Here is a 26126-nt window from a genome sequence, read left to right as displayed (position 1 = left end):
ACTATGGTTTTAAAATGTGTTGCCATTGATGACGAGCCCCTGGCGTTGGAGCTGATGAGGAACTATATTGCACGCTTCTCTTTTTTGCAATTGCTGCAAACTTTTGAAGATGCCGTATCCGGTGCAGAATATTTGCGCAATAATCCGATAGACCTGCTATTTGTAGACATTAACATGCCCGATATTACCGGCATAGATCTGGTACGGTCGTTAGTTTCAAAACCAATGGTGATATTCACTACCGCTTACAAAAACTTTGCTTTTGAAGGCTTTGAGCTGGAAGCAATAGATTATCTGCTGAAACCTATCGACGTTAAACGTTTTGGCAAGGCGGTTGAAAAAGCTGTTGATTATTATCGGTACAAAACAGCTACCGCTGCCGAGAGTAAGGATGAAAGCTTGTATGTGCACTCCGAATACAGGATGGTTAAGATAAGCCTGAAGGATATTGAATACATTGAGAGCATGGAGGATTACATCAAGATCCATCTGCAATTTGACAAAACGGTACTTACGCTAATGCCCCTCAAAAGGGTGCTGGAAAAACTTCCGGAAGATAAATTTCAGCGCATCCACCGCAGCTATATAATACCGGTAAATAAGATAATCTCTATCCAAAACCGTAAAGTTAAACTGCCCGGCATTGAATTACCCATAAGCGATAGTTATATTGATTTTGCCCGCAGATGGATGAAAATGTGATGAAAAAAATCAGATAGTCGATACATCCATCCCATTTACCGATACTCCATTCCTTGCGCCCCTTCTTCCGCCTACATTTACATTAATTATTATATACCCCTACTAATTATTGCATAATGGAACGCAAAAACTTTCTCAGAACGTTTGTATTGGCTGCGGCAACAGGCCCCATGCTAATGGATGCTTGTAAAAAAGATTCGGTAAGCACCAGTTCATCAACAGGTGAAACAACAGCTGCTGATACTAATGCCAGCAGCAGCGCCTGCCGTGTAACCCCTATCGAAGTAGAAGGCCCTTATCCGTACCCCGGCGGCGAAATTAAAAACCCGCTAAACAGAATAGACATTACCAGTGGGCAAACCGGCGTACCATTAACACTTAACTTATTAGTGGTAAACACCAACGACAATTGTAATGTGGTTGCAAACGCCCGTGTTGATATCTGGCATTGCAATAAAGATGGCTACTACTCGGGCTATTCGGGTCAGCAAGGGCAGTTGGGCAGCAAAAGCTATATTGGCGAAACCTGGCTGCGCGGCTATCAAACTACCGATGCACAAGGTGCTTTAACATTTAACACTATTTACCCGGGCTGGTATGGCGGCAGGGCAACTCACATACACTTTGAGGTTTTTGTAAATAATGCACTAAAAAAACCGCCCAATTTGGTTTTCCTGAAACCATATCAGATGCAGTGCATAATAACTATGGTGTAGGGCCAAATACAACCCGAAATGCCCAAGACGGTATTTTAGGAAACTCGGCTACCGATCTGGCTAACGAAACACCGTCTTTAACCGGCAGCATAGCAGCTGGTTATATTGGCACATATACTTTTGGTATCGCATTATAATATTATGGGCCGGTTAACGCCGGCTTTTTGCTTATTCATTACCCCCCTATCATTATGTCAAAGGCAATTATAAAACTTACTTACAAACAGGTTATCGATGCTTCATCAACCACCGATTTTGAAAAGAACGTACTGTTTGCTTCCTACCAGGAGTTCTTGCTAAAATCGCAGGCATACAACCCCGGCAACAGGTTAAAAACGTTCAGCGAAATGAAAAATAATGACGGCCGGTCAAACTCGCTGCATTATAAACTGAGCTTTGCTATTGGGTATTTTATAGAAACATTAAAAAACAAGATCCCTGTTTTAACTGATAACCTTGGTAACAGCATCACTTTTGAAGCGCCAAAATTTGAACTGATAGAATCGGATACAACAACAATAGCCGAGCATAAGGTAGCCCTTAATTACATTACCGGCGAACTTACGCTGCTAAATACAATAGGCGAATATTTAGTTTTGACAGCCGGTAATGGCGAAGAAACTTTCACCGTGAAAATGCAGGATGGCTTATCTATCAGCAGTTACCAGGAAATAAATAGCGTTACGGCACTAAACAATCATGACGTTTTTAGTCAGCTAAAAGTAGCTAAGTAATTACTTATTAAACCCCACAACATTGCGCATGTAATTGTTCATCATTTCAATATCCACAGTATCATTAATGTAACCGATGTGCATATCCGGGCGTATGATGAGGGCTTTGCGCATACCTGGTTTTACCTCAAAAGCGTCAAAAACATCCCAGTTGGTGTTTGATGGCGGCAGGTGGAAAAAATTGATGGCGCCCTGGTAATCCTGCGTTATCCACTTGGCCAGGGTAAACAGGTAATCTTCTTTAATATCGCCAAGGGTAATAAGCGTAAAACCGGGCTTGCTGCACCAGGTTTGTATGTCTGTTTTTGTCTTTTTCTTCTCGTCAAATATCTCCATGTATGGCAGGCGGTCGCCGACTTTTATATGGGTGGCATGAGCATGACCTAATTGCAGGTTAATTTTGCTATCGCGATAGTTGATACTTGTTTGCGATACGCGTTTAAAGAAGAATCTGCGCAGCTTCTCGTTCTTCCACACCAAATTTAACGCCTTAGGCATAATATAACGTTTCAACAGCCCGCTAAACCAATTGCGTGAAGTGATCAGGTTAAAAATGCGGTCGGTAGTGTTAAGCAAGTCTTTAGCCACCGGCATGCGTTCTGCGGCATAACTGGTAAGGATGGTTTCTTTTATTTGTCGGTTTATTACCGCGGCCAGTTTCCAGCCCAGGTTATAAGCATCCTGTAAACCGGTGTTCATGCCCTGTCCGCCAACCGGCGAATGGATGTGCGCGGCATCGCCAATTAAAAAACAGCGGCCGTCGCTAAACTTTTCGGCCATGCGGTGGTGCAGTTTATAAATAGTGAACCAGTTAACCTGTTCAATATCTAAGGCTGATGCAGTTGTGGCCTGCAGATCGGGCAGTACATCTTCAATATTCAAGTCTTCCTTGTTTTCCAGCCCATCGGGCAAACTGGCAACAATACGGAATGATCGCTCCTCGGGCATGGGAAAAAAACCTGCGAAGCCATTTTTTGCCATGAACAGGTTTACCACCTCACCGTTCATACTGCTGGCCAGCTTCACATCCGCCAGGAAAAATTTATGCTGATAGGTATCGCCCGAAAACGGGATAGCAGATTGCTTACGTACCACGCTATGCGCTCCATCGGCACCAACAACATAATTACAGGTAAGGTTATGGGTGGTATCGCCGTTTTGCAGGGTAACTTCAACATTATCCTTATTTTGCTTAAGGCTGATGAGCGAAGTTCCCCAATATACGGGGCAACAAGCCTGGGTCAGGTAGTCGAGTAATAGGCGCTCGTTTTTGCTTTGCTGATACAGGAGGATAAAAGGGAACAGCGTTTCGGTATCGCCTATGTCCTTTAAAGAGAGGGTGGCCAATTCTTCGCCGCCCATATTAAAAGATAAGCCCCCTGCCTGCTTACCCTCGTTAATAATTTTATCAATAACCCCCAGTTGCCGGTAAATCTCGAGCGAGCGGGCCTGTACGGCCAATGCTTTTGATTGATTGGTTGGCCCAGGCTTAATATCAATAATAATAGGTTGCACCCCATTTCGCAGTAGTTGCGCGGCCATCATTAAACCGGATGGCCCGGCGCCAACTATCAGTACGCTGGTATGTTGCGGCGGGGTTATCATCTAAAAACAATTATTGATTTAGTGAATTATTGATTTTTATGCCTTTGTCTGTCCCATTGGATTATTTATGAATGAAATATAAGAAATATAGCCGGGCGCTTACGCAGATCTGGCACTTGTTTTAACCATTCTCCTATAGTCATTGTTTTAATAAATTCTGTAGGTGCGGTAATATCACAGGCAATGCATAGCCGGGTGTTTGGTTTGCAACTTCTCAAAATCTCCTGTAGCATGCTATCATTACGGAAAGGTGTTTCGATGAATAGCTGCGTTTGCTTGTTCTTCTCGGCCAGGCTTTCCAGTTCTTTGATGCTTTTGCTGCGTTCCAGTTTATCAATAGGCAGGTAACCATGAAAGGTAAAGCTTTGTCCATTAAACCCCGATGCCATCAGCGCCAGCAAAATAGAGCTCGGGCCAACCAGGGGCACAACCTTTATACCTTTACGGTGCGCCTCTGCTACGATATCCGCGCCGGGGTCTGCAATGCCGGGGCAGCCTGCTTCGCTCATCAGGCCAACATCTTTCCCTACAACCAATCCTTTAAAAAACTCTTTAAGGCCGGCATCGCGGTTATGTTTGCCATAATCGTGTATCACCAGCTCGCTTTGCGGGGTTTTTAAACCAGCCAACTTTAAAAAACGGCGGGCGGTTTTTTCGTTCTCTACAATGTATTCTTTTACGCTGTTAATGGTATCTACCAAATAGGGCGTAAAAGATTGGGCCGCGGCCTCGTCTGCAAGGGGTACAGGTATTAAAAAGAGGGTTCCGTAAGCCATGGTAATGTTTTATGTATTATACAAAAAGAGACGCGAGGTATTGCGTCTCTACAGTTTTAATTACTTCAGTTTTGCAAGCGCTTCGCGGATGCGTGGTATCATTTGTTGGATATCTTCCAGTGTACTTGCCCCTACCGATGCCCTGAACCAGGTAATTTCTTCGCCGGTACCAAAAGCAGAGAACGGCACAAAGGCTACACCCGCTTCTTTTATCAGAAAGAAGTTTACATCTGCCGAGTCATTCAGCACCTTACCGTCTGGTGTGGTTTTGCCAATGTAATCAACCTTAACAGTTAAGTAAATAGCGCCCATTGGTTCAATGGAATCAACGCTGAAACCTTCGGCTTTTAAAGCCTGAAAGCCCTCGTGCAGGGTGCTTAGGCTGGCTTGTATATTGCCCTTTAGTTTATCAAGGTAAGCGTTAACATAGCCATCGTTTTTCAGGTATTCGGCCATGGCAACCTGCTCTGCCTTTGGCGACCATGCGCCCATGTGGCCAACAATGGCTTTCATGTTATTGATGATGAATGCCGGACCAAAACCCCAGCCCACACGTACGCCTGTAGCGGCAAAACATTTAGAGCCGCCATCAATAAACACAGTGTAATCTTTTAGCTCGGGGCGTAAAGTTACCGGGTCAAAGTGCCTATGTTCGCCAAAGGTTAATTGCGAATAAATTTGATCGTACAGTAAGTACAATGGTTTTTCGCCGGCACTGCGGCTTTTGTTTTCAGCAATAACCAGGTCGCAAATTTCTTCCAGGTCTTTTTTATCGAACATGGTGCCGGTTGGGTTCAATGGCGAGCATAATGCCAGCATGGTAGCACCCTTTAAATGCGGGCGGATCTCATCTGCCGTAGGCATAAAGTTGTGTTCGGCGCTGGTTTCTACCAAAATGGCTTCGGCGCTTGTTAAATCACAATAGTGATTATTGTTCCATGACGGTGTAGGGAAAACCACCTTATCGCCCGGATCAACCAGTGCCAGGTAAGCAGAATATATCAGCGGGCGCGAACCACCGGAAATTAAGATCTGGTTGGAAGCATACTCTAAACCCATCCTGCTTTTCAGAAAAGCCGATACACTTTCGCGCAGGCTAAGCATACCATCGGCAGGCGGATAATTTGTTTGGTTATGGTTATAGGCATCAATAATGCCCTCTTTAAGTTCAGTTGGGATGGGATAAATATCAGCATCAAAATCACCAATGGTTAAGTTAGCTATGTTTTGTCCCTGTTTCTTTAATTCGTTTATTTCGCCGGCTATTTTGATAATTTCTGAACCGTGCAAATTTTGCGCTAATACTGATACTTTCATTTATAGATTAATTACAGGGGGCAAAGATAGGGTTATTGAGGGGAAAGAAGAAGAGCCTAACCTAAATCCTCTCCAAAGGAGAGGACTTTGAAACAAGCAAGACATTCTCCTTCCTCTCCTTTGGAGAGGGCCGGGGGTGAGGCCAACAAAAAGGCGAAAGATCTTACAACCCTTCGCCTTTTATATTTGTCCTTTAGTATTTATTACAAGTATGCTTTTCTTAGCCTGATGATACGGGCCCAGTGCATCATTTTCATGATAGGATAAACCGGATCGATCTCGAACCATTTAGCACCAAAATTGGCGCTGTTTGGGCGTTTGTGGTGATTGTTCTGGAACAATTCGCCAAGCATAAAAAAATCGAAAGGGGTTGTATTTTTTGATTTATCGTTATTATCAAAATTGGAGTAACCATACTTGTGGCCGCACCAGTTTACAATGGCGCCATGTAAGGGGCCCATAATAAAATGAATAGGGATAAGTAGGTACATCCACCATTCTGTAGCAAATTCTACATAAAAAGCGATGTATAACAAACCGAAGATGATACGTGATACGATAGAAGAACCTACATAATCTAAAAACTTCCACTCGGGATAGTTGCCTTTAAAGCGTTCTTCGGGTTCTTTCAGTTTTTTCTCATGTTTGCGATAGCTAATAGCGGTATAATACATCATCTGAAACACATCTGTAAAGAAGTGCGGAGAGTGAGGATCTTTTTCGGTATCGCTGTAGGCATGGTGCTCGCGGTGCATTATTGCATAAGCACGCGGGTTTAAATATGATGAACCTTGAAATACATAGGTCATGATATGAAAAGTACGTTCAAAAAATTTATTGGTGGTAAACATTTTATGAGAAGCGTATCTGTGCAGAAAGAAAGTTTGGAAGAACAAGGACAAAAACCAATGCCCAAGGAAGAAAATTAATATGATCACAAAATTGAATTTAACGTGGATGTATTATTTATAATGATTACAAATATACGATTAAAACGCCACACAGGATTTAAAATTACTGTTAACAAATGTCATTATTACTAAAAAGCCGCTTTAGTTTACACTGAGCGGCTTTTAAAAAAGAAATTATTTCAGGCTTATACCTGGCTATCTCGTAAGGCTTTGATCGTATCATGCCCTTCGATAATAACTTGTTGCTGTTGTGCAATAAGCTGACTATGTTGGGCAGTTAAGCCATTAATGTCAGACAAAGCCGACTGGTATGCCTTTTTAATAGCATCCTCGCCGCGTTCGCATTCTTCTAAAATACTTTCCCTGTCGTGGCCACTAAAAGTAGCTTTAACATCCAGCCATGCGCGGTGTATGGTACCACTTGCAGTATTACCTGTTTCAACCTCGCCACCTGATTGGGCAACTGCTGCACTTAGTTCCTGTACATTGCGGCGGCTATCGTTTGCAAATTTGTCAAACACAGCTACAAGGTCGCTATCGCTTTCACCTAATTCTTTCGACGCCCTGTCAAAGCCATCTATCCTGTCGTTGTTAATTTCAATCAGGTCATTTAAAACTTCAATTGATTTTTCTGTGGTAGTTTCCATAGTAGTTTTTATTAGAATTTTATTTACTACTACCAATGCAACCACCATGCCAGTATTAATTTTTAATTAAAAAAATTACAGAATATTATTAACAAGCGGGGATAGCTTTAACTGTATAGCAGCATCTACTTTAATAGTTAGCCACTACTTTTAAACATAAACAAGCCCATTACGCAAATGCGTAATGGGCTTGCCATGTAAGTATCCAATAAAAGGTATTTCTTATACAGTAATTTATTTTATGTCAGCACTTATCAACTCTGATTTATTAAGCTGGATACCATTAAAGCTTGTATATAGAGCAATTAAACCAACACCTTTTGCTATGTAAAACTCTACGGAAGCTATGGTTTTAAATCCGCCGTTTTCTTTAGCCTGGGTTTCTATCTTGGTATGAATAACATTGCTATAAGCTTTACCAAGTATGGTTTTGTTTATGCCTTTTTCTACAACTGTAGTTTTTAATTGTGCTTCGGCATCCTCTACTTCAACCGGAGTAACTGATGAGTAACCTGCCGCTTTTGTTTCATCCAGGTAATCAAACTCAACAAATTCGCCTTCCTGCATACCGCGGCTAGTGTAAATACCATTGTTAAAGCCTATATAACCCTCTTCGGCTTCGCCGCTTGTAACAGAATTTAACAAATGGAAGGTTTTGCCACCTAATACTTTTACTGTGGCTGTCATGGTGTTAACTGTAGTATCAACTACACCATGTACGCCCGGTATACCTATATCTACGGTTGTTTCGTTGCGATATGACCATGTAGAATTTGCAGTGAATGGCTGGTAATCGCCCGAGCCGCCTGGTGCGCCTTTCTCTTTTGTACAGGCACTAAAAATTGAAATAATCGCGATTAAGGTTAAGATGTTCTTTTTCATTCTATAAGGTTTAGCAGGCTTTACGCCTTTTTTAATTGTGATGACAGTAATGTTTAACTCGTAATATACCTATACTTTCAAACATTACACTCATTGACGGCTATATTGTTACAGGTGTTACACTATGAAGTAGATTTTTTTTAAGAAAACAAAAAAAGACCGCCTTTTGGGGCGGTCCTTCTTAGTTAAAGTTAGTTAGTTGTTGCTATGCTTTTTCGTTTTTAGCAGATTGGTTGATAGTACCTTCGGCAACCTGGGTAAGCAATTCATCAGTTTGTTTTTCTTCCTGCAATGTTGCATCCAGTAACTCAACAGCTTCGGTGTAGCCTAATACACCTGCCAAGGTTTTAAGGGTGCCGTATGATGCAATTTCATAATGCTCTACTTTTTGGCAGGCAGAAATGATACCGGCATCGCGGGTAATACTGCCATCTTCGGTGCTTTCAACAATCTCTTCCGATTCTTTGATCAACCCAGCCATAGCTTCACATTTTTTTGCAACAGCTTTTTCGCCTATCGATTCAAAAACCGACTCCAAACGGGTAATTTGATTTTCGGTTTGCCCGATGTGTGTTTCAATCGCGCCCCGTAATTCTTCCGTGGTGGCTTTTTTAGACAGTTTAGCCAAAGCTTTGGTCAAATGTTTTTCGGCCCAGTAAATGTCCTTTAGTTCGTCGATAAATAATTCGTTTAATGCAGATTCCTCAGCAACCTCTGTGGTTTCGGGTGCTTTTTTCGTTTTAGTAGTTGCCATAGTAATAGATATTTAATTTTTGTGTATAGTAAACAACACCACTAAGGGTTACAAGTTTTACATATTTAGAAATATATTTACCTATAAAAATATTATGCACCTTTTTTAGTCTTTAAACTTTCCATTAACTGGTCATAAAGATCATTGCTTTTGGTTTTATGTGGTTTAAGCTTTTTAATAGTAGGCCGTTTGCCTTTCGCTTTCGCTTTAATGATCTTTAGCAGTTCATCATTGTACTCGTCTTTAAATTTCGAAACATCAAAATCTTCGGCGTATTGGTTTATCAGGGCAAGGCCTACGTCCAACTCCTTTTTGCTAATGTTTACATCATCAGCAATATTTAATTCGCTGGTATCGCGTATCTCCTGCCCAAAACGTATGCGGGTTACCACCAGCACATTATCAACCGGGTGCACAATACACAAGCTTTCGGTACTGCGCAATACAAAACGGGCAAGCCCCGCCTTCCCTGATTTTTTAAGGGCCTGCAGCAATAGCGCGTAGGCCTTATTGTTTTTGGTATCGGGCTCGGTATAATAGGATGTTTCGTAAAACATGGGGTTAACGTCGCCAATATCTACAAAGCTTTCAATCTCTATCACCTTGCTTTTTTCTGGAGCGGCGGCTTCAAAATCGGCTTCCTCAACTATTATGTAGTCGTCATCCATTTTATAGCCTTTTACAATTTTATCGTAAGGCACCTCTTTGTGTGTTTTCTCGTTTACACGCTGGTAGCGTATCCGTTCGTGGTCGCGGGCATCCAGCATATCCAAATCAAGTGTGCTGGTTTGTACTGCCGAATATAATTTAACAGGTATACTTACCAACCCAAAACCAAGCGAGCCTTTCCAGATAGATCTCATAACAAAACAATTTAATCAGATTATTATAACCCTTAAAAAAGCGAACGGTTTTAAAATGAGAATATTAACTGTTTTTGAGATGTGGTTTTCTCCAGATGATAAGCCGCCAGGCAAGTTCGGCAGTTAACAAAGTGCAAATAGCGAATATTGCGGCTTGTATAGATTTTGGTGTGGATGAAAACGCCCCTGCTAACGCGATGAAATAAACACCAAACGGCAGTATCATTATTGCGCATAAACCGGCTACATTCAGCGGGATCTTGAAAGGCCGTTTTACATTGGGCGAGGTAATGCGGAGTTTTATAAGTGATATATACTCTAACGATAAGCCTGCACCATAAACGGTAACATCAATAATAAGCAGCTCGGCAAATGGCCATAATATCATAAAGCTTACTACTATTGAGCAAATAATGATAGATACATAAGGCGTTTGAAAACGCGAATGCAGTACATTTAACTTTTTTGGTAACAGCCCATCCCCTGCCATGGCTTTTGGCACACGTGATACAGACAACAGTACCGCCGCATAGATCCCCAATGAACTTGCCATACCGCCCATAGCTAATATAGCACCCAGCCAATGGCCGCCCACTAATTCGCCCAGCGCAGGGAAACCACTTTCCAGAAACGTATTATGATCAATGCCCGATTGCTGCGCTACCATTATGCCAAAAAAGTAAATTACCATTACCAAAGCAAAAGCGGTAAAGGTAGATACTAAATAAGAGCGTGTGGGTTTTTCTACCTCTTCGGCATAGGTGGTAATGTTATCCCAGCCCAGGCAGTTCCACATAACGGTATACAACGCCATGCCGATGGAAGAGAACGGCAGTCCATGTAAGGTTTGTGATGGGACGCTGATAATGCCGCTATGCTGATAAATAACCAGCACTATTAATATAACAAGGGGCGATAGTACCGCCGCGCCTAAAAACAAAGCCGTGCGCCCCACCGGCACAATACCCAAAATGTTTAACCCTGCCGATAGCCATACAATAACCAGGCAAACGGGTATGCGGTAGTCCTCTATCCCCGGAAAAAAGAACGAGGCATAGGTAACAAACAGTACGGGGTAAATAGCCAGATCAACAAAAGTATATATCCACGTCCACCAGCCTTCATAGAAACCCCAGCGGGTACCCAGTGCGTGCTTTACCCATTTGTAATAACCGCCGGTTACGGGCATCATACTGTTCAGTTCCAACACCGTAAAAATGGCGGGTACATCCCACAGCAGCGGGGTTACAAGTAATATTAAAAATGCAGCATGCTCGCCAGCATAGCTAAGCAAAGGCTCCAGTCCGTAGGGGCCACCCGAAACCGTAAAAAAAACGAGTGCAATAAGCTGGAAGGATTTAATCTTTCGGGTTAAAACGGGTTGAGGCATGGGGCATAAAAATATTATTTTTTATGTTTTAATTCCTCCCGGTCACCGCATATATTTTACAATTTACCCGTATTGTTTAATGGCTATACTAAAACCGCACCGCCATCAACAATAATACTTTGCCCTGTACCATACTGTTGTTTTATCAGATAAGTAAAGGCCAGTGCAATATCATCAGCCTCACCCACGCGTTTCAGCAATAAGGCATCGCCTGTGTTTTTATAAAGGGCTTCCCTATCAGCATCGCTCAAACTATCCCATAGGTTGGTTTTTACTACACCCGGCACTACGCAGTTAACGCGGATGGGTGCCAGTTCAACAGCCATTGCCCTTACAAAACCTTCCATAGCGCTGCAAATGCTGGTAGCCACACTCCAGCCACTGCCCGGCCTTGCCCCCGCTACACCACTGGTTAACGAAATTGAACCACCTTTATTAATATGAGTTGCCGCGTATTTAACGGCCGCGAAAGCGCTCCAAAAACGCAGGTTAAAAAACTGACGGGCCTTCTCTATATCAGTTTCGGCAATAACATTTAGATTAAGGTTTTCACCTGCGGTATATACCAAATGGTCGAAACTGCCGGTCTTCTCAAAAAAGTTTTTGATGTTATGTTCCCGGTTCAGGTCTACCGCGAAACCTGTGCTGCCTTGTGGCAGTTCTTCTAACGCTTTATTTATACGTTGCTGATTGCTTGATACAATAACAATATCGGCACCTTCTGCTCCTGCTAACTTTGCTGTTGCTAAACCAAGGCCTGCGCTACCACCTAATATAATTACCCTTTTGCCTGCTAAAGGCTTTGATTGATTGTCCATAATATTAAATATCTTATGGTACAAATTTCGGGCGTGCGGCTCCGCATCCACTTACCAAATGGTAAAAACGAAAATGGGCAGCTAAAATATTTTACTTAGTGTTTTTACGGATACGGCTTAACGATTGCGGTGTAATGCCCAGGTAACCAGCAATATCTTTCAGCGGGACACGCCGTACGATATCCGGCTGCTGTTGCATAAAAAGATGGTAGCGGGTTTCAGAGTCCTCGCCCAGGTAGGCATTCCTGATCTTTATCTTATCCATCAGCTTTTGTTGGGTAATTTGATCTATCAGTTCTTTTAGTCCGGGTATTTGCTGGTATAGCGCCAGTAGTTTGGTTTTGGTGATGACCAGCACTTCTGTATCGCAGGCAGCCTGGATGCCTTCATCGGCAGGCATTTCATTATTAAAGCTGTACAGGATCGTACAAAACGAATCTTCTTTTAGAAAGAAATGGGTTAGCTCCACACCTTTTTTGTTGGTTACCATAATACGCAATACCCCGTTGCAAATGAAGAAGAGTTCGCGACAGATATGACCGTCTTTGAATAGTGGGTCTCCCTCTTTATAAAACCGCGGTTCAAAGGCATCATTGATCAGTTCCTGTTCCTGCTGATTAAGAAACCTGTGTTGCTGCAAGAAAGTGATTAACCTGTTGGGCATGATAGCAAAGATAGGGGAATGTTATCGAATAGATTAGTCTGAGGTTGCAATGTAATGAACGAGCGGTGGCCTGACAGAAAAGCGGGCCAAAAGGTAAAGGCCTGTGGGGAGAAGCTTTTTTCTGTCTTGATTTTTTGCTTCTTTTGTATCAAGACAAAAGAAGGAGCCCCCGCGGCGGCGAGCGGGCTAACGTTCGTTTAAAACACTAACCTATCGCCTACGTACTGCTCGAACAAGATTTCTCCTCGTACCTCATTCGAAATGACATGATGGCAACGCATCGTCAGGAGATTGCTTCGTACCCCGCAAAGACGTCAGAGAGGATAAGGCTAATCAAAAGTGTTCTTATTACACATCCGTTTCCACACATCCGTAAAATTTTTGCACATTTGCAACTCAGCATTTTACATCCCAAAATGGATCAGTATTTTATAATAGATTTCGACAGCACCTTTACACAGGTAGAAGCTTTAGACGAGTTAGCACGCATCTCATTAAAAAATCACCCTGACAGGGAAGCTATCTATAAACAGATAGAAGACCTTACTAATGCTTCAATGGAGGGCCGGTTGTCGTTCACTGATAGTCTGGAGCAACGTGTAAAACTGCTTTGCGCTAACCGCGACCACTTGAAAATGCTGATCACCCATTTAAAGAAAAAGGTGTCTACATCGTTTTCCCGCAATACCATATTTTTTAAGAACCATCAGGATAAGGTGCTTATTGTGTCAGGTGGCTTCAAGGAATTCATCACTCCGGTTGTAACCGAATATCACATAAAAAAGGAAAATATCTACGCCAATACTTTTGTGTTTGACGAAGAGGGCAACATTATAGGTTACGATCGCGAAAACCCGTTATCGCAAGAGGGTGGCAAAGTGAAACTTTTAAAAGAGCTAAACCTGCCGGGCGAGATTTTTGGTATTGGCGATGGTTACTCCGATTTCCAATTGAAGGAATCGGGCATGATCAAAAAATTCTTTGCTTTTACTGAAAACATTGAGCGTAAATCTGTAGCCGAAAAGGCCGACCATATTACGCCCAGCTTTGACGAGTTTTTGTACATCAATAAACTGCCAAGAGCAATATCATACCCTAAAAACCGCATAAAATGCCTTATTGTAGGTAATATAGACGATGAAGCTTTGGCACAGATGAAACGCGAGGGCTATAACCTGCGCCATCGCGATAGCATAGAAAAAGAATATTTAGACGAGGCCGGTGTGTTGTTTTGCGATGAGGCAAACCTGCCAAAACCCGAGCAACTGGAAAACGCCGGGCGCCTAAAAGTAATAGGTTGTTTCGGCCGCGTGAGCCGTAAACTGGCCGAGGCTGCCTGCGAAAAGGGTATCATTATTTTTGACGACCCTAAGGCAAACCCCCGCAATAATGATTTTATCCCCCGCAGGGTAATTGCTTTTATGAACGAGGGAAAAACGCATATGAGCTGTAACTTCCCCGATCTGCAGCCACCACGTATTAATAATGCGCACCGCCTGATCCATATCCACAAAAATGTACCCGGTATACTGGCTCAAATAAACGAGGTATTTGCTGAGCACAATATTAATATTGTTGGAGAGTTTTTGGTGACCAACCCACAAATTGGTTACGTAATTACCGATGTTAATACCGGTTATGATACCCAGGTACTAAACCAGCTAAAAGCTATTGAGCAAACCATAAAATTTAGGTTGCTTTACTAAAAAGCTTGTTGCTATAGTGCTTTTACATTGTAGCCTTCACCACAATGTAGGGTGATAGTGCTTTGCTATCAACAGGAATAACTTTAGTGAATACTTTTCCGGCAACCCAAATAGCTTTAACAATGGCTTTTGACAATGCTTTTTGTTCTGATTTATTTTCCAGCCATACGGTGAATTTGCCGTGGTAGTAGGCTTCAATATCTTTTAATCCAAGCGCTTTACAACTATCTTTTAGCAGGTCGAGATCCATACTACTGATGTTGTGCTTGTCGTAGTTCTCTTTATCAAAATTCTTTTGTACCCAACCATTAACGCTTTTAAAATTGGGCAGAGTAATAAACAGGGTACCGCCCGGTTTTAAAAATTTAAGGTGTTCGTTGATGATGAATTTAGTATCGTTAAAATGCTCTATCAGCCCAAAAGAAAGTACCATATCAAACTTCTCGGCAGGCTCATAAGTGAATAGGTCAGCTTCAATGATGTTGATGTCGCCGGGTTGCAGGTCGTTTGCGGCAAGCAGTTTGTTTACCAGTTCGGGGTGAATAAAATAATCGAGCAGGGTAGTTTTTAGGTGCTGATACTTTTTAAGATAAATAGAATAATACCCGGGGAAGCCACCCAGCTCAATAGCGTTCTTCACGCCTTTATCGGCAATTATTTTAGCCAGTATATCACCAAAAACATAATTGGGCTTCAGTTTAAATATAAGCCCCTTACGCGATTCCCAAAACGATTTCCAGAAGGAACGGTCGGTTAAATTATTCTCCATTAAATATTTTCAATACGGGTTACCGCTTCAGTTTTATTATCCAGTACGCGTGCCGGGTTGCCCACCGCAATACTATTATCAGGTATATCTTTTATTACCACCGCGCCTGCACCAATAATTACGTTATTGCCAATAGTTACATCGCCAATAATGCAAACGTTAGCACCAACATCAACATTATTACCCAAACGCGGGCATTTGGTAAATGTACCATCTGCCAGTTTTTTATGACCAATGGTAACGCTGTTGCGCAGCACGCAATTTTCGCCTATGATAGCCCCCTGGTTTACCACCAATGCCTGTCCATGATAGATAATAAGACCTTTGCCGGCGGTAAGTTTGCGGGGAAGCTCGATACCTAAATTCCATTCCACAAAAAGGCGGTAAAATACCAGGTGCCAGCAAAAAAGTATCTTTAACAGCATGTGCCGGTTAACAATTTGTACCGACCGGAATAAAAACAGAACCAATCGCCCTTTTATATTGCCCTGGTTGGCGCTCCAATCCTGGAATAAATAAGCGAAAAAGTTCATCTTGTGCTGTGTGGTTTTGCTGTTAAACTTCATTTTGATATTAATGAAGTATTCAAAAGTAAAATTTTTAATTTTAGTATCATTATACTTGCTGATAAATGATCTTTGCAGAATGAAGGTTGCACTCATAAACACATCCGACTCGGGCGGTGGCGCTGCCGAAGCCTGCATGCGCCTGTTAAAAGCACTGCAACTACAAGCTGTAGATGTAACCATGCTGGTGCAGCATAAAAAACGGTCCGAAGACGCTGTTTATAGTATAGAACAAAACATTTTCGGTAAGCTGCGGTCAAAGATCAATTTTCTTTGGGAACGATTGACCTTTATGTTTTTTTATGAGCGGGATAAATCTGTACGGTTCGCTTTTTCAACAGCAAACGCGGGTACCGATATCAGCAGATCAAAAGTAATTAAGGAGGCAGATATCATTCATCTGCATTGGACCAATTCGGGATTCTTATCTATCCATGATCTTAAGAAGCTGATGGCCCTTAACAAACCCATTGTTTGGACCTTGCACGATATGTGGGCTTTTACGGGTGGCTGCCATTACGCGGGACCATGTAATCACTTTAAAAACCAGTGCGGCAACTGCTATTTTCTGCACGCCCCCGAAGATGATGACCTATCGCATGACGGTTGGTTACGTAAAAAGGATATGCTTTCTATAGCTAAAAACTTATCTATTGTAACCTGCAGCCATTGGCTGGGCGAGGTTGCCATGAAAAGCACCTTGCTTAAAGGCTTTATTATTCAGGCTATCCCCAACCCTATTGATACGCAATTATTTTCTCCGAAGGATAAAGCAGCGGCAAGGGCAAAATGGAAGATCAATCCATCAGCAAAAATTATTTTATTTGGTGCTGCTAATATCAACGACAGGCGCAAAGGCATTAGCTTTTTGGTGGAAGCCCTACAGTTTCTAAAAAATGAGCCCACACCAGATATACCTATAGAAATAGTAATATTTGGTAAGAATAAACACTTTAATACCTCGGCATTGCCTTATCCGGTGCATCAGTTAAATACCATTAGTTCGCCAGCTGACTTAGCCGAAATATACAGCATGGCTGATGTTTTTGTATCGCCATCAATTGAGGATAATCTACCCAATATGATCATGGAAGCCATGAGCTGCGGAACACCTGTAGTAGCTTTTGATACCGGCGGCATCCCCGATCTGATAGACCATCAGGTGAACGGTTACCTGGCCGAATTTAAGTCGGCTGTTGATTTGGCGGCAGGTATTAATGATGTTTTAAACCTTGGCCATGGGGATAAATATTCTTCCGCTGCGCGATACAAGGTTAAGCGAATGTTTAATAACGAGAAGGTAGCCGGGCAATACATTTCCCTGTACCAGTCCATTTTAACCTCTGCCGGCGCATGAAACCCGTTCTGTCTGTAATAACCATCGTATATAACAATGCCCGGGATATTGAACGCACGCTGCTTTCGGTATTGAATCAAACTTACGATGCTATTGAATACATTGTGGTAGATGGTGCATCAAACGATGGTACGCTGGAAATTATTAAGCGATATGAAAGTCGCATAGCAAAACTCATCAGCGAAAAAGATAAAGGCATATACGATGCCATGAACAAAGGCCTGGCCCTTGCAACCGGCGATTATGTAATATTCATGAACTCGGGAGATGAGTTTTACGCGCCTGATACGGTTGCCAAAGTTTTTGCTACCGCACCCGATGCCGATATTTATTACGGCGAAACCGAGATGGTGAACGACGAACGCGAAAGCCTTGGCCAGCGCCGCCACATAGCGCCTGCAAAATTTAATTGGCGCAGCTTTAAATACGGTATGAGCGTAAGCCACCAGGCTATCTATATCAAACGATCGCTCGTTGAACCTTACGACCCCAAATACCAGCTTAGTGCAGATATCGACTGGATCATCCGCGCAGCAAAAAAAGCTAAAAAGATTGTTAAAGTGGATGGGTATTTGGCCAAATACCTGGTTGGCGGTATGTCTAAGGCCAAGCATAAACAGAGTTTGTTAGAACGCTTTGATATTATGAAACGCCATTATGGGTTGATACCAACGATACTAAACCATGCGGTAATAGCTTTTAACCTGGGCTGGTACTGGTTGTTGAATAAAAGGACGAACGATTAGATGCTGAGGAAGCGCCTCCCCGCGCGTCATTGCGAGGTACGAAGCAATCTCTTTAGGACATTTATACACCTTGCATAAGGGAATAGCTTAAAGAGATTGCTTCGTACCTCGCAATGACGGGATCGGCATAAAAAAAGAGCGATAAGTATTAACCCATCGCTCTTTTCATATCAAGATAAATCCTTAAGCTTTTTTAGCTTCAGGTTTTTTCCTTTTAAACTCGGCATAGCCTGCACCGCCTAAGGCCAGCACAAGCAATATCGAACCTGCTAACGAGATACTCTCGCCGGCGTAGTATGATGTTGGGTGGAATATAAACTCAACCTTGTGGTTACCTAATGGTATGGTTGCCGCACGCAATAAATAATCGGCACGATAGTAGGGTTGTTCAACGCCATCTATGTACATTTTCCAGCCTTTATCATAATAGATCTCAGAGAACACGGCTACCTGGTTTGATGTTGAACCGGTTTGGTAAGTCAGGTGATCGGGCTGATAACTGGTTAGCTCAATTGTACCATTTACAGTAGCGCCTAAAGGTTTTGCCTCTACAATACTTTTGTACTTCTGGTCTATCATCACTTCGTCCTTAGGCGAAAAGCTGCTGATAGCCTGCATTTCCTGATCGGCATCTTTTACATACTTAATGCTTTGCACAAACCATGCATGGCCGCATGCTGTTGAATTTGCATGCATACTTGCAGTTCCTGTTTTTGGATCGGCAGTGATAATGTATTTGGTATTTAGCATATCCAATACATCCTGGTTTGTGCTTTTGGTAAACTGATTTTCTACCAATTCATCAAAACGCCTTAACCTGGCCGAATGGAAACCGCCTACCGTTTTAAAGAAGTAAGAAGAGCGTGAATCATGGAAAGGATCAGGAAGGCTCATATCCATTACCCTAAAATCAGGGTCTTTATCACGCATAATAAATTCATCTACCTCACGTGGTGTGTAAGCACGGCCCATGTCTTCTTTCGGGATAAAATTCTCATCCTTCAAGTAACGTTTGTCAATGCTCCACATATCAACCAATATGATGCCCATAAATGCAAGCGCGGCAAAGGTTGTGCTTATTTTTTGTTTGATAACTATCCATAACAAACCAAAGGCTAACGCTATAAATATCAGCGTGCGTATGGCGTCCGCTCTTTCTAACGACTCGCGATCCTGTACCAAAGCATTGGCAACTGAATTTGCCATCCCGCTATCTCCCCTAAACGCTTGTGTAAGGCCTGATATTAAGGTTTGATGCTCGGTTGATTTAAAGGTAAGGAACAGGCCTGGCAAGGCAATCATTACCAGTGTTATGCCACCTGTAATGTAAAACGCCAGTTTAGCCTTGTTAAAAATATATGGTTTATCGCGGTTAATAAACACTTCGTTAAGTGCCAGGAAACCCAGTATAGGGAAACACAACGATGCAATTACTAACGTAGATTCAACCGCGCGGAACTTGTTGTATAGCGGGAAATAGTTAAAGAACAGATCGGAAAGGAAAGGCAGGTTCTTGCCAAATGACAGGAACACACTTAGCAATACTGCTGAAAGTAACCACCATTTAATCCTGTTCTTAACAATGAATAAGCCTAAAACAAAAAGGAAAAACACAATGGCACCAAAATACCACGGGCCGGATGTGCTTGGTTTATTACCCCAATAAGTAGGCAGCTGGCTGGCAAACTGTTGTGCCTGCGCAGCGTCTATCCCTTTGTCTGTTAATATTTTTGCAACCTTTGAATCTTCAGCTGCCTGGCCGCCACTGGCACCGCCGTAAGCATTAGGGATAAAGAAGGTAAAACATTCGGTTACGCTTTGGCTCCAGTTGTAAGCATATTCCTTATCAAGGCCGGTGCTTGCCGCACCTGTTTCACTTTTTAAGTTCGGTTTACCACGAATGGTGTAATGGCTGTACTCATAGGTCGTCCATAACGATCCTGCGTTTACAATTACTGCCAGGATAGTCGCGGCAGATAAATAAGCTATTGATTTTAAAAAAGGTTTTGTCTGGTTTGCCTTTATAGCATGGTAAAGCTCGATACATACCAATATAATGATAGCCAGTAGCAGGTAAAAGGTCATCTGCACGTGGTTTGACCGTATTTCCATCGCCAGGAAAAATGCTGTTAATGCACCGCCTGTAATGTACTGGCCCCTAAGCGTCATAATTATACCGGCTACTATCGGCGCAAAAAACGCTATGGCATACGCCTGGTTGGCGTGCCCTGCATCAATATAAATAAAGTTGTAGGAAGAAAAAGCGAAGGCCACAGCTCCGGCTGCTGCCAGCCAATTGTTCAGTTTTAATGTACAGAATAAAAGGTAAGCGCCAAAAAGATACAGCAATACAGTATCAACCGGGTTAGGGAAAACTGTTTTTAAAACATCAATTACGTGAGTAGTAATATTGGAACCGTATTTAGCCCATATCTGGTAACTGGGCATACCGCCAAACATTTGGTTTGTCCATAATGGTGCTTTGCCGGTAGCGGCTTTAACGTCCATTATCTCTTTTTGCATGGCCTGGGCCTGCAAAACATCACCCTGGTACAAAATCTTGCCCTGCATAATAGGGTTAAAGAAGTAGGCAAATGTTAGTACGAAAAAAATTGCAGCAACAATAAGATGCCCACTATTCCGCTTGATCCAGTTATTCATTTAAACTCTTTTAGGGATAATATTTATAATGTTCAAAAATAGAAATTTGAATGAGATTAGAAACGATAAGTTTTATAAGATATTTTTTAGCAGTTATGGGGTTGATTGCTAAAATAATAGAACAGGAATACCATAAGCAAAATGCTGATTACGTACACAATAATGCTTAACATATTATACTCTTCGCGGTTGCGGCGAATGTTGTAAACATTATAAAGCGCAAGTATGCCAATAGCTATCCAAAAAAAGTTATTAATGGTACTGCAGCCCGTAAATAGCTGGATTAATATCGCCAGCACAATACAATTGGTGAGTATTAAAAGCACCGATGGCGGTGTATTGTTGTGACCGCGTCTGCGTTTATATAGCCCTTCGGGTAGCATTGGTTTATTTTATTTCTTCGTAATCTACAAATTCCCCTTCAGAATCAGGCACCGAACTTTTTGCGTCAGGTTTATAGTCCACACGGATGCGGCCATCTGGCCTTGGTTGTTGCTGTTGCTGGTAGTTTTGCTGCTGTTGGCGTGCCTGCTCTTGTGCTTTACTTATTACGCTATTAAATAGCATAGGCAAGAAAATACGCACCAGGCTGCGTATGATATATAACGAACAAATGGTTATGATCAAAAAACGTATTAGACCCATCTGGTTTTAATTTAGCTTACAAATATAAGTATATAACGGAAAAAATGTTTCAATTTATATAATGTGCAAATATGCAGATGTGCAAGTGTGCAGATGAAGCTCATTTGCACATCTGTAATCTGCACATCTACGAAAACTTCTCTTCCATCATTTTTTCCAGCGCAAACATTTCATCACGCAGCTTGGCGGCCAGCAGGAAATCCATATTTTTTGCTGCCGCGACCATATCCTTGCGGGTACTTTCGATAGATTTTTTCAAATCCGGCTTGGTCATGTACTGCACAATAGGATCAGCGGCAAGGCTAACCATATCGGTTTCCACATATGCTTGCTGCACCCCTCCTTTAAAGTCGACCACAGAAGTTTGCTCCATAATTTCCTCACGGGATTTACCAACCGTTCTTGGCGTTATGCCATGTTCGGTATTATATTTTATCTGCAATTCGCGGCGACGGTTGGTTTCGTCCATCGTTATCTGCATCGAATCGGTAATCTTGTCGGCATACATAATAACCCTGCCCCTGTCGTTACGGGCAGCACGACCAATAGTTTGTATCAGCGATCGCTCCGACCGCAGAAAGCCTTCTTTATCAGCATCCAAAATAGCCACTAATGATACCTCAGGCAGATCCAGCCCCTCGCGCAGCAAGTTGATCCCTATCAGCACATCAAACTCACCAAGGCGTAGGCCACGCAGTATTTCTACACGTTGCAGGGTTTTTACTTCCGAGTGAATGTAGCGGCACTTAATGCCCAGCCTATCCATGTACTTAGCCAGTTCTTCGGCCATGCGTTTGGTTAAGGTAGTTACCAGTATGCGGTCGCCCATTTTTATGGTTTTGTCAACCTCGTCCAACAGATCATCTACCTGGTTTATTACCGGGCGCACATCTATGATAGGGTCAAGCAAGCCGGTAGGGCGTATCACCTGCTCCACCACCACACCGCCAGATTTTTCCAGTTCGAAATCGGCAGGGGTCGCGCTCACATAAATAGTTTGGGGTGCCAGCCGCTCAAACTCCTGAAAGTTTAAAGGCCTGTTATCCATCGCCGCGGGCAAACGGAAACCATAATCAACTAACGAGATCTTTCTCGACCTATCACCACCGTACATAGCCCTTATCTGCGGCACAGTAACGTGGCTTTCGTCAATCACCATCAGGTAATCATCCGGGAAATAATCCAGTAGGCAGAAGGGGCGCATACCCGGCTGTCTGCCATCAAAAAAACGTGAGTAATTTTCAATACCGCTGCAATAGCCCAACTCGCGGATCATCTCCAGATCGTAATTAACCCTTTCTTCCAGTCGCTTGGCTTCAATAAAGCGGCCATCATCTATAAATTGTTTCTTACGCGTTTCCAGTTCTTCCTGTATGGCCCAAACAGATTGCTGGAAGCGCTCGCGCGGGGCAACGTACAAGTTGGCGGGGTAGACCACCATATGGGTCATTTTCTCAATGGTTTTGCCGGTGGTAATATCAAAGGTGCTTAGCTCTTCAATATCATCCCCAAAAAAGCTGATCCGGTAAGCATAATCCATATAAGCCGGGAAAATATCCACGGTATCGCCCTTCACCCTAAAAGTTCCGCGTTTAAAATCGGCGGTGGTGCGGGCGTATAATATCTCTACCAGTCGGTGTAAAAAAGCATTTCTGCTGATGCGGGTACCTACCGCGAATTTAAATACCGAATTGGCAAAATCCTCGGGGTTACCCATACCGTAGATGCAGGATATAGACGATACAACGATCACATCCCTCCTGCCGCTCATTAATGCCGACGTAGTGCGTAAACGTAGTTTTTCAATCTCCTCGTTTATCTGCAGATCTTTTTCTATATAGGTATTTGACGAGGGGATGAAGGCCTCGGGCTGGTAATAATCGTAATAGGATACAAAGTAGTTTACCGCGTTATCGGGGAAAAACTGCTTAAACTCGCCATACAGCTGTGCCGCCAGTGTTTTGTTGTGGCTTAATATGAGTGTTGGCTTTTGGGTTTGCTCAATTACGTTGGCAATACTAAACGTTTTACCCGAGCCGGTTACCCCCAACAGGGTTTGAAAAGGGTCGCCATTGTTTACACCTTCTACCAGTTGCCTGATGGCTTCGGGCTGGTCGCCGGTGGGTACGTATTGGGAAGTTATTTTAAAATCCATGTATAATGTAAAAATACAAATAATCCTGCATTAGGGTTTACAGATCAAAGTAAACCAACAATAATGACAACAGTATGTCAACAATAGTTTATACCGATCTTTATATTTAATTACAACAGACGCACCTGATTTATGTTCGGCCCGGATTGAGGCACCACAATTAGAAAATAACTATTTTGAAGACCTTAAGCGCTGTGCCCGGGCAAAAAAACTTTGTTCGCTAATTTGTTCTTCTACTTCGGCAATAGCTTTCATGAGATTATTTTTGGTATTAGCAAGTTCGGCAGCAGCGCCCTTCATAATTTCCCAAACGGGTTTCATTTGTTCAACCAGCGCGTGGCCCTTAGTAGTTAGTTGAATGAGCCGTTTGCGCTCATCGGCCTTGTCTTTTTTAGAACGGATGAGTTTTTCTTTCTCCAACTCTTTAAGCAGGCTAATGGTAGATGGATGGGTGTATCCTATTTCGTTGGCAATTTCAACCACGCTTAAAACAGGCTTAAAGTGCAGGGTGTAAATAACAGGGAACCATTTGGGTTCAAAGTCGATATTGTTTGCTTTGTAAATAAGCACGCCATCCTTACGAAGCGTATCGGCAAGGCGTTGCAGCCTTGTGGAAATCGCTAAAATTCCCGATTCGTCAATAACGTTCATTTGTTGCCCTGGCTAATTGCCCAAATATAACTCATAAAAAATATTATCGGCCCCCATCAGTGGGAATGATTTGGGTAGTTCTGTTTTGTTCAGTTGGGTAAATCCATTTTTTTCGTAAAAACGATGGGCCGCCTTCAGCATATCAACGGTACCTAAATATATAGCGTTTATCTCGTTTTGTTTGCAATAAGCTATCAACGTATCTAACAATAATTGCGCTATCCCCAACTCTTTGCCACGGTATTCTTTACGCACAAACATTTTGCGCAAAGCGCCGGCATTATCGCCTATTGCAATGATGGCAATGGTACCAACCAACTCACCGTTATGAAAAGCGCCCCAGAAATTGCCGCCTGTTTGGTGGTAATTGGTTTCAATATCCAACAGGTCGGGCTGCCCTTCAAGCGTTACAGGGACGTTAAATTCTATTTGCTGTATAGGGAGGATTATGTCGATAATTTCTTTACAATGGCTATTGTTTAAAGCATTTATCTGTGTTATAATATTCATAATACTTTTATTTATGTACAAATCTACGTAGTTAGCTACATATAATCAAGATAAATTTTATTCATCAATAATTTGGCTCTTAGGTTAAAAATAAAATAGCCTGTTTTTTACTTAAAAACTTTAATTTTAAGAATGATTTTCATCCTCAACAAAACCGACACTATTGCCAACCAGTTTTTGGCCGAACTGCGCGATGTGAACGCGCAGCAGGATAAGTTCCGTTTTCGTAAGAACCAGGAAAGGCTGGGCGAAATATTGGCCTACGAAATAAGCAAGACCCTAAAATACGACATGACCGATGTGCAAACCCCCTTGGGTATTGCCAATGTAAATTTACCCGCCGACCAGCCCGTTATTGCCACCATACTGCGGGCCGGCCTGCCCTTTCACCAGGGCTTTATTAATTTTTTCGACCGTTCTGCAAGCACATTTGCAACCGCTTGCCGTAACGTTAAAAAAAGTGGGGCATTCACCATTCAGGTAGATCATATATCAACCCCAAACCTGGAGGGTAAAACTTTAATTATGTGCGATACCATGCTGGCCACCGGGCAAAGCGTGGTTTGTGTTTGTAAAGAGATTATGGCGCAATACAACCTTAAAGCCCTGCACATAGCCGCCGTTATTTCCAGTACCGAAGGCATTGCCCATGTGCGCGCCAACCTGCCAAAAGCACAGATATGGACCTGCGCCGTTGATGACGAAATGACCAGCAAAGCTTACATCGTGCCGGGTTTAGGCGATGCGGGAGATCTGGCGTTTGGGGAGAAGGTGTAAGTAATTTACGATGGACGATTTTAGATTTACGATTTGAAATATGATAACTTTGGACAAACTTGTGAGAACATGGCTCAATCTAAAATCGTAAATCGTACATCTAAAATTTACAAACACATTTTCTTCGACCTTGACCACACCATTTGGGATTTTGATAAAAACGCCGAAGAAACCCTGCACGAGCTTTACGGCACTTATAAGCTAAAGGACATTGGCCTGCCCTCTGCCGACCTCTTCATAGAGACTTATACCCGCCATAACCACCGCCTTTGGGCACAGTATCACCTGGGCCAGATAACTAAAGACGAGTTGCGCGAGGAACGTTTTAAATCGACCTTTATTGAACTTGGGGTAGAGCCCGACCTGATGCCTGCCGATTTTGAAGATGCCTATGTAAACCTTGGCCCTACCAAAACAAACCTGTTCCCGCATGCACATGAAACGCTGGCTTATTTGCAAAGCAAATATATCCTGCATCTGATCTCGAATGGGTTTAAAGAATCTACCGAGATGAAAGTAGCGGGTACTAACCTTGCACCATACTTTCAAAATATTATTATATCAGAGGTAGTGGGCGTTAACAAACCCGACCCTGCTATTTTTAGGCATGCTATTGAACTGGCCGGGGCAACCATTGCCGAAAGTTTGATGATAGGCGACAGTATTGAGGCAGATATCCGCGGTGCTATGGGGGTGGGTATGGATGCCATCTATTTTAACCCCTTCAACCTGGAAAAACCCGCCGATGTACCCGTACAGGTTACTCATTTAAAAGAGCTAATTTTATTACTGTAAGGTGAATTA

28 protein-coding genes are annotated in these 26126 nt (G+C 42.7%); 9 read left to right on the top strand and 19 right to left on the bottom strand.

Features of this window, described 5'->3' with window-relative positions; all coding sequences use genetic code 11:
• Nucleotides 1-3: 3 nt before the first annotated feature.
• The 4 genes from NPE20_RS17950 to NPE20_RS17935 all read left to right on the top strand — a co-directional run bounded on the left by NPE20_RS17950 (nucleotide 4) and on the right by NPE20_RS17935 (nucleotide 2152).
• Complete coding sequence (locus tag NPE20_RS17950; protein ID WP_256540073.1) at nucleotides 4-702, top strand: LytR/AlgR family response regulator transcription factor; 699 nt, start codon at nucleotides 4-6, stop codon at nucleotides 700-702.
• Between the two features lie 116 nt (nucleotides 703-818).
• Entirely contained in the window at nucleotides 819-1418 is a 600-nt protein-coding gene (locus NPE20_RS17945) for a dioxygenase family protein (protein WP_256540072.1), read from the top strand.
• The gene (locus NPE20_RS17940) at nucleotides 1397-1555 is read left to right on the top strand and encodes a hypothetical protein (RefSeq protein WP_256540071.1); all 159 of its coding nucleotides are present in this window, start codon (nucleotides 1397-1399) and stop codon (nucleotides 1553-1555) included. Before NPE20_RS17945 ends, NPE20_RS17940 begins: the two co-directional genes overlap by 22 nt.
• A gap of 54 nt (nucleotides 1556-1609) precedes the next feature.
• Nucleotides 1610-2152: a hypothetical protein gene (locus tag NPE20_RS17935; protein WP_256540070.1), complete on the top strand. Its 543-nt coding sequence runs from the start codon at nucleotides 1610-1612 to the stop codon at nucleotides 2150-2152.
• Here the strand turns inward: NPE20_RS17935 and NPE20_RS17930 are convergent, their stop codons facing one another.
• The 11 genes from NPE20_RS17930 to NPE20_RS17880 all read right to left on the bottom strand — a co-directional run bounded on the left by NPE20_RS17930 (nucleotide 2153) and on the right by NPE20_RS17880 (nucleotide 12779).
• Entirely contained in the window at nucleotides 2153-3757 is a 1605-nt protein-coding gene (locus NPE20_RS17930; RefSeq protein ID WP_256540069.1) for an FAD-dependent oxidoreductase, read from the bottom strand. It lies immediately after the preceding gene.
• Between the two features lie 65 nt (nucleotides 3758-3822).
• Entirely contained in the window at nucleotides 3823-4533 is a 711-nt protein-coding gene (locus NPE20_RS17925; RefSeq protein WP_256540068.1) for an SAM-dependent methyltransferase, read from the bottom strand.
• Nucleotides 4534-4593: 60 nt separating this feature from the next.
• A complete protein-coding gene (locus NPE20_RS17920; protein WP_256540067.1) occupies nucleotides 4594-5850 on the bottom strand; it encodes a pyridoxal phosphate-dependent aminotransferase in 1257 nt (418 codons plus the stop codon).
• 203 nt (nucleotides 5851-6053) lie between these two features.
• On the bottom strand, nucleotides 6054-6788 hold the full coding sequence (locus tag NPE20_RS17915) for an acyl-CoA desaturase (protein WP_256540066.1): 735 nt from the start codon (nucleotides 6786-6788) through the stop codon (nucleotides 6054-6056).
• A 158-nt stretch (nucleotides 6789-6946) separates the two neighbouring features.
• On the bottom strand, nucleotides 6947-7408 hold the full coding sequence (locus NPE20_RS17910; RefSeq protein ID WP_256540065.1) for a ferritin-like domain-containing protein: 462 nt from the start codon (nucleotides 7406-7408) through the stop codon (nucleotides 6947-6949).
• A 234-nt stretch (nucleotides 7409-7642) separates the two neighbouring features.
• The gene (locus NPE20_RS17905; RefSeq protein WP_256540064.1) at nucleotides 7643-8290 is read right to left on the bottom strand and encodes a hypothetical protein; all 648 of its coding nucleotides are present in this window, start codon (nucleotides 8288-8290) and stop codon (nucleotides 7643-7645) included.
• Nucleotides 8291-8495: 205 nt separating this feature from the next.
• Complete coding sequence (locus NPE20_RS17900; protein WP_256540063.1) at nucleotides 8496-9044, bottom strand: YciE/YciF ferroxidase family protein; 549 nt, start codon at nucleotides 9042-9044, stop codon at nucleotides 8496-8498.
• A gap of 92 nt (nucleotides 9045-9136) precedes the next feature.
• Nucleotides 9137-9907 carry a non-homologous end joining protein Ku gene (gene ku / locus NPE20_RS17895; protein ID WP_256540062.1) on the bottom strand — a complete coding sequence of 257 codons (771 nt, stop codon included), beginning with the start codon at nucleotides 9905-9907 and terminating at the stop codon, nucleotides 9137-9139.
• A gap of 64 nt (nucleotides 9908-9971) precedes the next feature.
• The gene (locus tag NPE20_RS17890; protein ID WP_256540061.1) at nucleotides 9972-11297 is read right to left on the bottom strand and encodes an APC family permease; all 1326 of its coding nucleotides are present in this window, start codon (nucleotides 11295-11297) and stop codon (nucleotides 9972-9974) included.
• A gap of 83 nt (nucleotides 11298-11380) precedes the next feature.
• Nucleotides 11381-12115, bottom strand: coding sequence for an SDR family oxidoreductase (locus tag NPE20_RS17885; protein ID WP_256540060.1), 735 nt, complete (start codon nucleotides 12113-12115; stop codon nucleotides 11381-11383).
• A 91-nt stretch (nucleotides 12116-12206) separates the two neighbouring features.
• Nucleotides 12207-12779 carry a Crp/Fnr family transcriptional regulator gene (locus tag NPE20_RS17880; RefSeq protein ID WP_256540059.1) on the bottom strand — a complete coding sequence of 191 codons (573 nt, stop codon included), beginning with the start codon at nucleotides 12777-12779 and terminating at the stop codon, nucleotides 12207-12209.
• A 416-nt stretch (nucleotides 12780-13195) separates the two neighbouring features.
• Here NPE20_RS17880 and NPE20_RS17875 point away from each other — a divergent pair, with 416 nt between their 5' ends.
• The gene (locus tag NPE20_RS17875) at nucleotides 13196-14485 is read left to right on the top strand and encodes an HAD-IB family phosphatase (protein ID WP_256540058.1); all 1290 of its coding nucleotides are present in this window, start codon (nucleotides 13196-13198) and stop codon (nucleotides 14483-14485) included.
• 22 nt (nucleotides 14486-14507) lie between these two features.
• Here NPE20_RS17875 and NPE20_RS17870 read toward each other — a convergent pair whose 3' ends face one another.
• Both NPE20_RS17870 and NPE20_RS17865 read right to left on the bottom strand, forming a co-directional pair.
• Nucleotides 14508-15254, bottom strand: coding sequence for a class I SAM-dependent methyltransferase (locus NPE20_RS17870; RefSeq protein WP_256540057.1), 747 nt, complete (start codon nucleotides 15252-15254; stop codon nucleotides 14508-14510).
• Complete coding sequence (locus NPE20_RS17865; RefSeq protein ID WP_256540056.1) at nucleotides 15254-15820, bottom strand: serine acetyltransferase; 567 nt, start codon at nucleotides 15818-15820, stop codon at nucleotides 15254-15256. Before NPE20_RS17865 ends, NPE20_RS17870 begins: the two co-directional genes overlap by 1 nt.
• Before the next feature lie 79 nt (nucleotides 15821-15899).
• Between NPE20_RS17865 and NPE20_RS17860 the strand changes: the two genes are divergently transcribed.
• Nucleotides 15900-17177 (top strand): glycosyltransferase family 4 protein, encoded by a 1278-nt coding sequence (locus NPE20_RS17860; RefSeq protein WP_256540055.1) that lies wholly within the window; start codon nucleotides 15900-15902, stop codon nucleotides 17175-17177.
• Nucleotides 17174-17923 carry a glycosyltransferase family 2 protein gene (locus NPE20_RS17855; protein WP_256540054.1) on the top strand — a complete coding sequence of 250 codons (750 nt, stop codon included), beginning with the start codon at nucleotides 17174-17176 and terminating at the stop codon, nucleotides 17921-17923. Before NPE20_RS17860 ends, NPE20_RS17855 begins: the two co-directional genes overlap by 4 nt.
• Nucleotides 17924-18106: 183 nt before the next feature.
• On the opposite strand, the gene NPE20_RS17850 is transcribed toward NPE20_RS17855, so the two are convergent.
• The 6 genes from NPE20_RS17850 to NPE20_RS17825 form a co-directional block, all read right to left on the bottom strand.
• Nucleotides 18107-20584, bottom strand: a complete 2478-nt coding sequence (locus NPE20_RS17850; RefSeq protein ID WP_256540053.1) for a YfhO family protein — start codon at nucleotides 20582-20584, stop codon at nucleotides 18107-18109.
• 86 nt (nucleotides 20585-20670) lie between these two features.
• On the bottom strand, nucleotides 20671-20967 hold the full coding sequence (locus tag NPE20_RS17845) for a hypothetical protein (protein ID WP_256540052.1): 297 nt from the start codon (nucleotides 20965-20967) through the stop codon (nucleotides 20671-20673).
• A gap of 4 nt (nucleotides 20968-20971) precedes the next feature.
• Nucleotides 20972-21229, bottom strand: coding sequence for a DUF4834 family protein (locus tag NPE20_RS17840; protein ID WP_256540051.1), 258 nt, complete (start codon nucleotides 21227-21229; stop codon nucleotides 20972-20974).
• Between the two features lie 127 nt (nucleotides 21230-21356).
• A complete protein-coding gene (gene uvrB / locus NPE20_RS17835; protein WP_256540050.1) occupies nucleotides 21357-23384 on the bottom strand; it encodes an excinuclease ABC subunit UvrB in 2028 nt (675 codons plus the stop codon).
• Nucleotides 23385-23555: 171 nt separating this feature from the next.
• Complete coding sequence (locus NPE20_RS17830; RefSeq protein WP_256540049.1) at nucleotides 23556-24035, bottom strand: MarR family transcriptional regulator; 480 nt, start codon at nucleotides 24033-24035, stop codon at nucleotides 23556-23558.
• A gap of 12 nt (nucleotides 24036-24047) precedes the next feature.
• Nucleotides 24048-24545 carry a GNAT family N-acetyltransferase gene (locus NPE20_RS17825; protein ID WP_256540048.1) on the bottom strand — a complete coding sequence of 166 codons (498 nt, stop codon included), beginning with the start codon at nucleotides 24543-24545 and terminating at the stop codon, nucleotides 24048-24050.
• A gap of 132 nt (nucleotides 24546-24677) precedes the next feature.
• On the opposite strand from NPE20_RS17825, the gene upp reads away from it, so the two are divergent.
• On the top strand, nucleotides 24678-25322 hold the full coding sequence (upp, locus tag NPE20_RS17820) for a uracil phosphoribosyltransferase (RefSeq protein WP_256540047.1): 645 nt from the start codon (nucleotides 24678-24680) through the stop codon (nucleotides 25320-25322).
• 69 nt (nucleotides 25323-25391) lie between these two features.
• On the top strand, nucleotides 25392-26117 hold the full coding sequence (locus NPE20_RS17815) for a YjjG family noncanonical pyrimidine nucleotidase (RefSeq protein WP_256540046.1): 726 nt from the start codon (nucleotides 25392-25394) through the stop codon (nucleotides 26115-26117).
• Nucleotides 26118-26126 lie beyond the last annotated feature (9 nt).

The sequence above is a fragment of the Mucilaginibacter aquariorum genome, assembly GCF_024498135.1.
GTDB classification, from domain to species: domain Bacteria; phylum Bacteroidota; class Bacteroidia; order Sphingobacteriales; family Sphingobacteriaceae; genus Mucilaginibacter; species Mucilaginibacter aquariorum.
This window is presented reverse-complemented; position numbering and strand designations above follow the sequence as displayed.

What these genes read in the sequence shown, in the direction of transcription:
- NPE20_RS17890 (WP_256540061.1), bottom strand. Translation starts at nt 11,297, where the DNA reads ATGCCTCAACCCGTTTTAACCCGAAAGATTAAATCCTTCCAGCTTATT.
- NPE20_RS17925 (WP_256540068.1), bottom strand. Translation starts at nt 4,533, where the DNA reads ATGGCTTACGGAACCCTCTTTTTAATACCTGTACCCCTTGCAGACGAG.
- NPE20_RS17905 (WP_256540064.1), bottom strand. Translation starts at nt 8,290, where the DNA reads ATGAAAAAGAACATCTTAACCTTAATCGCGATTATTTCAATTTTTAGT.
- NPE20_RS17830 (WP_256540049.1), bottom strand. Translation starts at nt 24,035, where the DNA reads ATGAACGTTATTGACGAATCGGGAATTTTAGCGATTTCCACAAGGCTG.
- NPE20_RS17945 (WP_256540072.1), top strand. Translation starts at nt 819, where the DNA reads ATGGAACGCAAAAACTTTCTCAGAACGTTTGTATTGGCTGCGGCAACA.
- NPE20_RS17855 (WP_256540054.1), top strand. Translation starts at nt 17,174, where the DNA reads ATGAAACCCGTTCTGTCTGTAATAACCATCGTATATAACAATGCCCGG.
- NPE20_RS17840 (WP_256540051.1), bottom strand. Translation starts at nt 21,229, where the DNA reads ATGGGTCTAATACGTTTTTTGATCATAACCATTTGTTCGTTATATATC.
- NPE20_RS17870 (WP_256540057.1), bottom strand. Translation starts at nt 15,254, where the DNA reads ATGGAGAATAATTTAACCGACCGTTCCTTCTGGAAATCGTTTTGGGAA.
- NPE20_RS17875 (WP_256540058.1), top strand. Translation starts at nt 13,196, where the DNA reads ATGGATCAGTATTTTATAATAGATTTCGACAGCACCTTTACACAGGTA.
- NPE20_RS17850 (WP_256540053.1), bottom strand. Translation starts at nt 20,584, where the DNA reads ATGAATAACTGGATCAAGCGGAATAGTGGGCATCTTATTGTTGCTGCA.
- NPE20_RS17885 (WP_256540060.1), bottom strand. Translation starts at nt 12,115, where the DNA reads ATGGACAATCAATCAAAGCCTTTAGCAGGCAAAAGGGTAATTATATTA.
- NPE20_RS17930 (WP_256540069.1), bottom strand. Translation starts at nt 3,757, where the DNA reads ATGATAACCCCGCCGCAACATACCAGCGTACTGATAGTTGGCGCCGGG.
- NPE20_RS17910 (WP_256540065.1), bottom strand. Translation starts at nt 7,408, where the DNA reads ATGGAAACTACCACAGAAAAATCAATTGAAGTTTTAAATGACCTGATT.
- NPE20_RS17815 (WP_256540046.1), top strand. Translation starts at nt 25,392, where the DNA reads ATGGCTCAATCTAAAATCGTAAATCGTACATCTAAAATTTACAAACAC.
- NPE20_RS17860 (WP_256540055.1), top strand. Translation starts at nt 15,900, where the DNA reads ATGAAGGTTGCACTCATAAACACATCCGACTCGGGCGGTGGCGCTGCC.
- NPE20_RS17950 (WP_256540073.1), top strand. Translation starts at nt 4, where the DNA reads ATGGTTTTAAAATGTGTTGCCATTGATGACGAGCCCCTGGCGTTGGAG.
- ku (WP_256540062.1), bottom strand. Translation starts at nt 9,907, where the DNA reads ATGAGATCTATCTGGAAAGGCTCGCTTGGTTTTGGGTTGGTAAGTATA.
- NPE20_RS17865 (WP_256540056.1), bottom strand. Translation starts at nt 15,820, where the DNA reads ATGAAGTTTAACAGCAAAACCACACAGCACAAGATGAACTTTTTCGCT.
- uvrB (WP_256540050.1), bottom strand. Translation starts at nt 23,384, where the DNA reads ATGGATTTTAAAATAACTTCCCAATACGTACCCACCGGCGACCAGCCC.
- NPE20_RS17900 (WP_256540063.1), bottom strand. Translation starts at nt 9,044, where the DNA reads ATGGCAACTACTAAAACGAAAAAAGCACCCGAAACCACAGAGGTTGCT.
- upp (WP_256540047.1), top strand. Translation starts at nt 24,678, where the DNA reads ATGATTTTCATCCTCAACAAAACCGACACTATTGCCAACCAGTTTTTG.
- NPE20_RS17935 (WP_256540070.1), top strand. Translation starts at nt 1,610, where the DNA reads ATGTCAAAGGCAATTATAAAACTTACTTACAAACAGGTTATCGATGCT.
- NPE20_RS17880 (WP_256540059.1), bottom strand. Translation starts at nt 12,779, where the DNA reads ATGCCCAACAGGTTAATCACTTTCTTGCAGCAACACAGGTTTCTTAAT.
- NPE20_RS17825 (WP_256540048.1), bottom strand. Translation starts at nt 24,545, where the DNA reads ATGAATATTATAACACAGATAAATGCTTTAAACAATAGCCATTGTAAA.
- NPE20_RS17920 (WP_256540067.1), bottom strand. Translation starts at nt 5,850, where the DNA reads ATGAAAGTATCAGTATTAGCGCAAAATTTGCACGGTTCAGAAATTATC.
- NPE20_RS17845 (WP_256540052.1), bottom strand. Translation starts at nt 20,967, where the DNA reads ATGCTACCCGAAGGGCTATATAAACGCAGACGCGGTCACAACAATACA.